The sequence below is a fragment of the Aromatoleum toluolicum genome (assembly GCF_012911005.2).
Classification (GTDB): domain Bacteria; phylum Pseudomonadota; class Gammaproteobacteria; order Burkholderiales; family Rhodocyclaceae; genus Aromatoleum; species Aromatoleum toluolicum.
This window is the reverse complement of the sequence record NZ_WTVS01000065.1, coordinates 19,034-28,197: the sequence shown is the minus strand read 5'-3', so window position 1 is coordinate 28,197 and position 9,164 is coordinate 19,034. Positions and strand designations below refer to the sequence as shown.

Genomic DNA, 9,164 nt, shown 5'->3' with positions numbered 1-9,164 from the left:
GGTGGGGCGCGGCGGCGGATCGGGGAAGGAGAAGAGTTCGAGTTGCGTGCCGTCGGGCAGCGCGAGGTCGAGCTTCCACGAATCGCGCGCGGCGCGGTAGGTCTCGGCGACGACGCGCAGCCCGAGCGCTTCGGTGTAGAAGCGCTTCGAGCGCGCGTAGTCGCTGCAGATGATTGCGACGTGGTGGACGCCGGCGAGGGCGACGGCGGGGTCGCTCACCGCCGCCGCTCCCGGGGTTCCCGATCGTAACGGATCTTCATGCACAGGATGCTGAGCGCGAAGAACAGCGTGACGACGTTCGCGAGGGTCACCGGCCACGAACCGACCAGGACGCCGTAGGCCAGCCACAGCGCGACGCCGGTGGAAAACACCGCGTACATGCCCAGCGAGATGGCGCGGGCGTCACGCGTGCGCCAGATGTGCAGCGCCTGCGGCACGAAGGAGGCCGTCGTGAGGATGGCGGCGAGGTAGCCGATGGCGTCGGTGGGGTTCATGGCAGATGGGGCGCTTGGGGCGGGTGGATTATCCGCTGTTCCTCAGTCCAGCGGCGATGCCGTTGATCGACAGGTGGATGCCGCGGCGGATGCGCTCGTCGTCGCTGCCGTCGCGGTGGCGGCGCAGCAGTTCGACCTGCACGTGGTTGAGCGGGTCGAGGTAGGGGAAGCGGTTGCGAATCGAGCGCTTGAGCAGCGGGTTCGCCTCCAGCAGCTCGCGCTGGCCGGTGATCTTCAGCAGCGCGGCGACGGTCGCCTCATGCTCGGCGCGGATGCGCGGGAAGATCGCTTCGCGCAGCTGCGCATCGCGCACGAGACCCGCGTAGCGGCTGGCGATGGCGATGTCGCTCTTGGCGAGCACCATGTCCATGTTGGAGAGCAGCGTCGCGAAGAACGGCCATTCGCGGTGCATCGCCCGCAGGCGCTCGAGGCCAGCGGCGCCGTGGCGTTCGAGGTAGGCGTCGATGGCGGCGCCGAAACCGTACCAGCCGGGCAGCATCAGACGGCATTGCGACCAGCTGAACACCCAGGGGATCGCGCGCAGGTCCTCGATCGCGAAGGTCTTCTTGCGGGCGGCCGGACGCGAGCCGATGTTGAGCTGGGCGATCTCGTCGACGATGGTCGATTCGCGGAAATACTGCTCGAAGCCGGCGGTCTCATAGACCAGCGCGCGGTAGGCGCGGAAGGCCGTTGCCGAGAGCTCGTCCATCGCTTCGAGGAAGTCTGTGCGCGGCGCGGGCTCGTCGCCGGAGAGCAGGCTCGCTTCGAGCGTCGCCGCGACCAGCACTTCGAGGTTGCGCCGGCCGACTTCGGGGTTGCCGTATTTTGCCCCGATGACCTCGCCCTGTTCGGTGAGGCGGATCTGCCCTTGCACCGCGCCGCCCGGTTGCGCGAGGATCGCCTGGTAGCTCGGCCCGCCGCCGCGCCCGACCGAACCTCCGCGGCCGTGGAAGAGGCGCAGGCGCACGCCGTGGCGGCGAAACACGTCGACCAGCGCAATCTCGGCCTTGTACAACTCCCAGCCGGACGTGAGGAAGCCGCCGTCCTTGTTCGAATCGGAATAGCCGAGCATGACCTCCTGCGTCTTGTCGCGTGAGGGAAGGAGGCGCTTCCAGGTCGGAAGCGAGAGCAGGCGGTCCATGACCGGGCCGCTGGCCTGCAGGTCGGCGATGGTCTCGAAGAGCGGAATCACGTTTACCGCGAGGGTGTTGCTGCGCGGATCGAGCAGGCCGGCCTCCTTCAGCAGCACGGCAAGTTCGAGCATGTCGGACACGCCGTCCGCTTTCGAGATGATCGTGTTCGGCACCGACGCGGGGCCGTAGCGGCGGTGCGCCTCGCGCGCCATGCGGAAGATCGCGAGTTCGGCGCTGGTCTCTTCCGAGTAGGTGTAGTGCGGCGAGTGCAGCGGCCGTGCGCTGGCGAGTTCGGCTACCAGCAGCGAGATGCGTTGCTCCTCGTTGAGTTTGGCGTAGCGGGTTCCGGGTTGGGCGACTTCGAGGAGCTCCGCGACGACGCGCTCGTGCACCTCGGAGTTCTGGCGCAGGTCGATCGGCGCGAGGTGGAAGCCGAACACCGACACTGCGCGGCGGATGCGGCGCAGGCGGCCACGCGCGAGGTCGGCCGAGCCGTTGGCGACGAGCGAGCGGTGCACGATCGCGAGATCGGCGGTGAGCGCCTCGGGGCTCGGGTAGGGCGCGATCGCATTGGACGCGGCGGGTCCGCCGAGGAGTTGCGTCCGCGTCGCGGCGAGCCGCGCGTGGATGCCGACGACGGCGCGGCGGTAGGGTTCGTCGCTGCGATGCGGCGAGCGGTCGGGCGAGGCGTCGGCGAGCGCGAGGAGTTCCTGCGAGGCCGGGACCAGGAGCGACGCGAGCGAAAGTTGCGAGGCGAGGGTTTGCAGCTCGTCGAGGTAGTAGTCGAGTACGCGTTGGCACTGCATCGCGAGCGCCTGTTCGAGCATCGCCGCGGTGACGAAGGGGTTGCCGTCGCGGTCGCCGCCGATCCAGCTGCCGATCTGCAGGAACGCAGGCAGCTCACGTTCCGCGAGGCCTTCGTCGCGCGTCGCGAGGTGATCCGCAAGCGCGTCCTCGATGGCCGCATACAGGCGCGGGACTTCGTGCATGAAAGTGGTCTCGTGGTAACCGAGGCCGTTCGTGACTTCGTCTACGACCGAAAGCTTGGCCGGGCGCAGCATGCGCGTCTGCCACAGGGTCAGCACACCGCGGCGCAGCGCGTCGTCGTTCTCGCGGCGCTCCTCGGGCGTGAGCGTCATGCGGTCGCGCTGGTCGAGCAGGCGGGCGATGGCGGTCTGGCAGTTGAGGATGCTCTTGCGTTGGACTTCGGTCGGGTGCGCGGTGAGGACCGGCACCACCTGGGCCGTGGAAAAGAAGTCGGTGAGGGCCGCGGCGTCGAGGCCGGCGTCGAATGCGCGGTTCATCGCGTGCGCGAGGCTGCCTTCGCGCGGTGTCGAGCCGGCGATCAGGTGCGCGCGCGAGCGGCGGATGCGGTGCTGGTCCTCGGCGAGGTTCGCGAGGTGCGAGAAGTAGCTGAAGGCACGCACGACATGCAGGGTGTCGTCGCGCGACAGCGCATTGAGGGCCGCTTCGAGTTCGGCGCGCGCGCCGTGGTCGTCGTCGCGATGGAAGCGGATCGAATCGCGGCGGATGCGTTCGATCGTGTCGAAAACGGGCTCGCCCTCCCGGGCGCGCACGGTGTCGCCGAGCAGCCGGCCAAGCAGCCGGATGTCGTCACGCAGGGCTTGGTCCTTGTCGGTGTTCAGAGTAGGGGTCAAAGCGGGGCTCCGGAAAGGAGACGGGCGCCGCGAGGGGATCCACCCGCGCGACGCGTCCGTGGGAATAAAAAGAAACCGGCACCACCGCCAGGGAGTGAGCGTTAATGCGATGCCGGTTGGAGAGCAATCGTGGATCAGTGCGACCTGAAGGCTTTCGAGCCGGCGAAGCGCGCGTCGGCGCCGAGTTCGCGTTCGATCGCGAGCAGGCGGTTGTACTTCTCGACGCGGTCCGAGCGGCTGGCCGAGCCGGTCTTGATCTGGCCGCAGGCAGTCGCGACCGCCAGGTCGGCGATCGTCGTGTCGCCGGTCTCGCCCGAGCGGTGCGACACGATGGACGCGTAGCCGGCGCGGCGCGCCATCTCCATCGCGGCCAGCGTCTCGGTCAGGGTGCCGATCTGGTTGGGCTTGATCAGGATCGCGTTGGCGATGCCCTTCTCGATGCCGGCCGAGAGGATCTCGGTGTTGGTGACGAAGAGGTCGTCGCCGACGAGCTGCACGCGGCGGCCGAGGCGATCGGTCAGCAGACCCCAGCCGGCCCAGTCGTCCTCGGCCATGCCGTCCTCGATGCTGAGGATCGGGTAGTCGCCGACCAGCTCCGCGAGGTAGCCGCAGAACTCGGCGCGCGAGAAGCGCTTGCCTTCGCCTTCGAGGTGGTATTCGCCATCGTCGTGGAACTCGGACGCTGCGCAGTCGAGGGCCAGCGCGATCTGCGAACCGGGCTTGTAGCCGGCGCGCTCGATCGCTTCGAGGATCAGGTCGAGCGCCTCGCGCGTGCCGCTGACGTTCGGCGCGAAGCCGCCTTCGTCGCCGACCGAGGTCGGGAAGCCCCGCTTGTCGAGCAGCGTGCGCAGCGCATGGAACACGCCGACGCCGGCGCGCAGCGCGTCGCCGAAGCGCTCGAAGCCGTGCGGCACGATCATGCATTCCTGGATGTCGAGGCTGTTGTTCGCGTGCGCGCCGCCGTTCATCACGTTCATCAGCGGCACCGGCAGCGTGAAGCCGCGCGAGGCGTCGCCGAGATGGCGATACAGCGGAATCGCCAGCGCATTGGCCGCGGCGTGTGCCGTCGCGAGCGACACGGCGAGCAGCGCGTTGGCACCGAGCTTCGACTTGTCGGCGCTGCCGTCGAGTTCGCACAGCAGCGCGTCGATCGCGCCCTGGTCGCGGGCGTCGCGGCCCTTCAGTGCGGCGGCGATCGGGCCTTCGACGTTGGCGAGCGCTTTCGTCACGCCCTTGCCGCCGAAGCGGGTCGGGTCGCCGTCACGCAGTTCGAGGGCTTCGCGGGCGCCGGTGGAGGCGCCCGAGGGGACGGCGGCGGTTCCGGCATGGCCGGAGTCGAGGCGCACGGTCGCCTGCAGGGTGGGGTTGCCGCGGGAGTCGAGGATTTCGAGGGCTTTGATCGAGGTGATGGTCGTCATGGTTGTGTGTCTGATAAGGGAGCAGTTAATCGCACAGAAGGCTCGGTCGGCATGGACTGCTCCCTCCCCTTCAAGGGGAGGGTTGGGGTGGGGATGGGGGGACTCCGCAGCGTCTGCAAGAGACCCATCCCCATCCTGTCCTTCCCCTTGAAGGGGAAGGAACCTTCTAGTCGTGCCTTGCGAAGTCCGGTCGTCGCCATTCCTCCCCTTGAAGGGGAGGGAGAGGCTTTGCGAACGCGGCGAAAGTTCCGTTACAGGATGAAGCGCGTATTCACGAAATTGGACTTGTTGCCGAGCACGATGCTGTCGAGGAGCTTCTTCGACGCCTCGGTCTGCTTGGCGGCGACCATCGTGCGGATCGAGAACGAGCGCAGCGCGTCATGCACCGACAGCGTGCCTTCTGCCGAATCCTTGCGGCCGGCGAAGGGGAACACGTCCGGGCTGCGCTGGCACTGCGCGTTGAGGTTCACGCGGCAGACCTGATTGACGAGCGGATCGACAAGGTGTGCGATCTGGTCCGGGTCGGTGCCGAAGATCGACACCTGCTGGCCGTGGTCGGAGCTGATCACATAGTCGAGCGCGGTCTCGATGTCTTCGAATGGCGCGACCGGGATCACCGGGCCGAACTGCTCCTCGCGGTAGAGCTTCATGCCGTCCTTCACCGGGAACACCACCGCCGGGTAGAACAGTGTCTCGACCGAGGCGCCGCCGTTCTCGTTGAGCACCTTCGCGCCCTTCGCGACCGCGTCCTCGATGCACTCGTTCATGTACGCGACCTTCGCCATCTCGGGCAGCGGCGTGATCGTCACACCCTTTTCCCACGGCATGCCGATCTTCAGCTTGCCGATCTCCTCGCTGAAGCGGCGCAGGAACTGGTCGGCGATCGCCTGGTGCACGAGGATCATCTTGATCGCCGTGCAGCGCTGGCCGTTGAACGAGAGCGAGCCCGCGATGCATTCCTTCACCGTGAGGTCGATGTCGGCATCCGGCAGGATGATCGCGGCGTTCTTCGCTTCCAGGCCCAGCACCGCGCGCAGGCGGTTGGTCTTCGGGTGTGCCTTCTTCAGCTGGTCGGCGACCTTGCTGGTGCCGATCAGCGCCAGCACGTTGACCTTGCCCGAACTCATGATGTGCGGCACGACGACGCTGCCCTGGCCATACACGATGTTGATCGCCCCGGCGGGGAAGGCGCTGCGGAAGGCCTCCAGCATCGGGTAGTACAGCAGCACGCCGAAGCGCGGCGGCTTGAAGAGCACCACGTTGCCCATGATCAGCGCCGGAATCAGGGTCGTGAAGGTCTCGTTCATCGGGTAGTTGTAGGGGCCCATGCACAGCACGATGCCCAGCGGCGAACGGCGGATCTGCGCGATCGTGCCGTCGACGATCTGGAAGCGCGAGTTCGCGTTGTCGAGGTTCTTCAGCTCGGCGATGGTCGCCTTGATGTAGTCGATCGTGCGGTCGAACTCCTTCTCCGAATCGGCGAGGCTCTTGCCGATCTCCCACATGATCAGGTTCACGATCTCGCGCCGGCGCGCGACGATCTGGTTGGTGAAGTTCTCGACGCAGGCTATGCGGTCGGCGACCGACATCGTCGGCCATTGGCCGCGACCGTTGTCGTAGGCCTTGACCGCGGCGGCGATGGCGGCGTCGGCCTCGGCGGTGCCGGTGACCGGGAAGCTGCCGAGCTCGACGTGCGTCAGGCTGCCGTCGGCAGCGCGCAGCGCGACCGGGGAATGCACCGGGCGGGTCTCGCCCTTCCAGATCTGCATCTCGCCGTTGAGCAGGATGGCGCGCTGGTGCAGCGGCGCGAGCACGCGGCATTCGGCCGGGATGTCGGCTTCGGTGGGGAACAGGGAATGCAGGCGGGCTTGGATGGCGTTGGCGTTCATGTCTGTCTCTCTCTATCTCTCTCGTTGTCTCGTGTCGGGGTGGGGGCGCTCAGGCGGCCTTGACGCCTTCACCCGCCGGCCACGCGAGGCGCAGCAGGTTGGTGCTGCCGGGGGTGCCGAAGGGCACGCCGGCCGTGACGATGACTGCCTGGCCCGGCGCGGTGAGTCCCTCGGCGCGGCAGTGTTCCAGGGCGACGTTGACGATCTCCTCGACCGCGCAGGCCGCGACTGAGCGGCGCGAGCGCACGCCCCACACGACGCACAGGCGGCGTGCGACCGACTGCGACGGCGTCAGGCCCAGGATCGGCGAGCGCGGGCGCTGATGCGCGATGCGCAATGCCGTCGAACCGGACGCGGTGAAGGCGATCGTGGCCGACACCGGCAGGGTCGCCGCGACGGCGCGGATCGCAGTGCCGATCGCGTCGGTCGTAGTGCCCTTGGGATCGGTGGCGACCGCTTCCATCAGCTGGCGCTGTAGCGGATCGGCTTCGGTGCGGGCGATGATGCGGGTCATCATCGCGAGCGCGTCGACCGGATACTTCCCCGACGCCGTCTCGGCGGACAGCATCACCGCGTCGGCGCCGTCGAACACTGCGGTCGCGACGTCGGAGGCTTCTGCGCGCGTCGGCGCCGGGGCTGAGATCATCGATTCGAGCATCTGCGTGGCGACGACGACCGGCTTGCCGGCGTGCCGGCACAACCGCACGATGCGCTTCTGCAGCCCCGGCACGTCCTCGGGCGGCAGCTCCACGCCGAGGTCGCCGCGCGCAACCATGATGCCGTCGGCCTGGGCGATGATCTCTTCGAGCTCGACGAGCGCCGCGGGCTTCTCGATCTTCGCCATCAGCAAGGCCTTGTCGCCGATCAGCTCACGCGCCTCGACGATGTCCTCGGCGCGCTGCACGAAGGACAGCGCGACCCAGTCGATGCCCAGCTCCAGACCGAAGGCGAGGTCGCGGCGGTCCTTCGCGGTCAGTGCCGACAGAGGCAGCGCGACGTCGGGGACGTTCACGCCCTTGCGGTCCGACAAACGTCCGTCGGTAAGGGCTTCCATTTCGAGCGCGCCTTCGCGCTTGGCGACCACCTGCAGGCGCATCTTGCCGTCGTCGATCAGCAGTATGTGGCCCGGACCGACTGCGGCGATGATCTCCGGGTGCGGGATCGACACGCGGCTCGCGTTGCCCGGCGTCGGGTCGAGGTCGAAGCGGATGCGGTCGCCGCGGGCGAGTGTCACGCCGCCTTCGGCGAAGGTGCCGAGGCGCAGCTTGGGGCCCTGCAGGTCGATCAGCACGCCGATCGGGCGGCCGAGGCTTTCCTCGAGCGCGCGGATGCGGTCATACACGGCGCGGTGGTCGTCGTGCGTGCCGTGGCTGAAATTCAGGCGGAACACATCCGCACCGGATTCCGCGAGGGCACGCAGGGTGTTCGAGTCGGCGCTCGCGGGCCCGACGGTTGCGATGATCTTGGTGTTCTTGCCAGGCATCTGGGCTCTCACGCGGTCACGACCGCAATAGGGGTTGAAGGATCGGACGCGCACTCGGACTCGACGTGAAACTCGGCCCCGCACGCGAAGCTGCGTGTTGCCCCCGGCGCAAGGCGGATGAGCGACTCGCAGTCGGGGCGATTGAAGGAATTCGTCATGACTTCGACCGGCTCGATCGCAATCGAACGGCGCGGGTCGCGCGCAAGCGTGTCGCCGGTGAACACATGAGTGAGACCGCCGCGCTGCCATATCGTCAGCTGGCGGCCCGTCGCGGGGTCGCGCAGGCGGCTGCGGATCAGGCCGTCGGCGTCGGGTGTCGCGTCCGCATAGCAGGCGTCGATCACCGTGGCGCCGAGCGCGCGGGGCTGGCGGAAATCCGGCTGCGGCGCCTCGGCGACCGGCGCGAAGGCGGCCGCGCCGGCCAGCGGAATCAGGGCGTCGTCGGTAAGGATGCAGCGGTTTGCCGGCACAGTCAGTTCGAGGCTGTCGATCGCCGCGTCGCCGAGGCGAAAATACGGATGCCATCCCGCGGCATAGGGTGCGGCGTGCCTGCCGACATTGATCGCAGTCACGTTGAGGGCGAGGCTGCGCGCGGTGAAGCGCACGCGCACGCTGAGCTCCAGCGCGAACGGATAGCCCGGCACGGCTTGGGGACCGAGCAGGCCGGTGAATAGCACGTTCGCATCGTCGATGCTCTCCTGGACTTCGGCGATTGCGAGGTCCATTTCCCTGAGGACGCCGTGATAGGTCAGGCGCTCGTCGGCCGGAATGCCCGGGAGGAGATCGTGCATGCGCTTGTCGAAGGCATAGCGGCCATCGGCGATGCGGTTCGGGAAGGGTGCCAGGATGCCGTTGCGCACGCCGTTCTGGCCGGCGAGGTCGTCGGCCGAAACGTAGCCGTCGGTCAGCGCGACCAACTCGCTGGCGTGCGGAACGCACCACTCCAGCAAGGTCGCGCCGCGGCGTGCGAAAACCGCGAAGGCCCCGCTGCGCTCGTCGCGCAGTTCGACGCCATCGATTCCTCCGCGTACGACGTTGCGCACGTGGTAGGGGTAGGTGGAGGCCATTGCAGCGTGGGTCGGTCGGGCA

The 9,164-nt window shown here is 68.2% G+C and carries 7 protein-coding genes; all 7 read right to left on the bottom strand.

The window, feature by feature from the left end; all coding sequences use genetic code 11:
* A partial coding sequence (locus GPA27_RS22665) for a VOC family protein (RefSeq protein ID WP_256223083.1) occupies positions 1-219 on the bottom strand: 219 nt, incomplete at its 3' end.
* A complete protein-coding gene (locus GPA27_RS22660) occupies positions 216-494 on the bottom strand; it encodes a SemiSWEET transporter (RefSeq protein ID WP_169142692.1) in 279 nt (92 codons plus the stop codon). The genes GPA27_RS22660 and GPA27_RS22665, both read right to left, overlap by 4 nt.
* A 28-nt stretch (positions 495-522) precedes the next feature.
* Positions 523-3,273, bottom strand: coding sequence for a phosphoenolpyruvate carboxylase (ppc, locus tag GPA27_RS22655; protein ID WP_169142698.1), 2,751 nt, complete (start codon positions 3,271-3,273; stop codon positions 523-525).
* 146 nt (positions 3,274-3,419) lie between these two features.
* Positions 3,420-4,703 carry a phosphopyruvate hydratase gene (eno, locus tag GPA27_RS22650; protein WP_169142691.1) on the bottom strand — a complete coding sequence of 428 codons (1,284 nt, stop codon included), beginning with the start codon at positions 4,701-4,703 and terminating at the stop codon, positions 3,420-3,422.
* Positions 4,704-4,954: 251 nt separating this feature from the next.
* Positions 4,955-6,592, bottom strand: a complete 1,638-nt coding sequence (locus GPA27_RS22645; protein ID WP_169142690.1) for an NADP-dependent glyceraldehyde-3-phosphate dehydrogenase — start codon at positions 6,590-6,592, stop codon at positions 4,955-4,957.
* Between the two features lie 49 nt (positions 6,593-6,641).
* Positions 6,642-8,075: a pyruvate kinase gene (gene pyk / locus GPA27_RS22640; protein ID WP_169142689.1), complete on the bottom strand. Its 1,434-nt coding sequence runs from the start codon at positions 8,073-8,075 to the stop codon at positions 6,642-6,644.
* 8 nt (positions 8,076-8,083) lie between these two features.
* Complete coding sequence (locus GPA27_RS22635; RefSeq protein WP_246261384.1) at positions 8,084-9,142, bottom strand: aldose epimerase family protein; 1,059 nt, start codon at positions 9,140-9,142, stop codon at positions 8,084-8,086.
* Between the last annotated feature and the right edge of the window lie 22 nt (positions 9,143-9,164).

What these genes read in the sequence shown, in the direction of transcription:
- GPA27_RS22660 (WP_169142692.1), bottom strand. Translation starts at nt 494, where the DNA reads ATGAACCCCACCGACGCCATCGGCTACCTCGCCGCCATCCTCACGACG.
- GPA27_RS22645 (WP_169142690.1), bottom strand. Translation starts at nt 6,592, where the DNA reads ATGAACGCCAACGCCATCCAAGCCCGCCTGCATTCCCTGTTCCCCACC.
- pyk (WP_169142689.1), bottom strand. Translation starts at nt 8,075, where the DNA reads ATGCCTGGCAAGAACACCAAGATCATCGCAACCGTCGGGCCCGCGAGC.
- eno (WP_169142691.1), bottom strand. Translation starts at nt 4,703, where the DNA reads ATGACGACCATCACCTCGATCAAAGCCCTCGAAATCCTCGACTCCCGC.
- GPA27_RS22635 (WP_246261384.1), bottom strand. Translation starts at nt 9,142, where the DNA reads ATGGCCTCCACCTACCCCTACCACGTGCGCAACGTCGTACGCGGAGGA.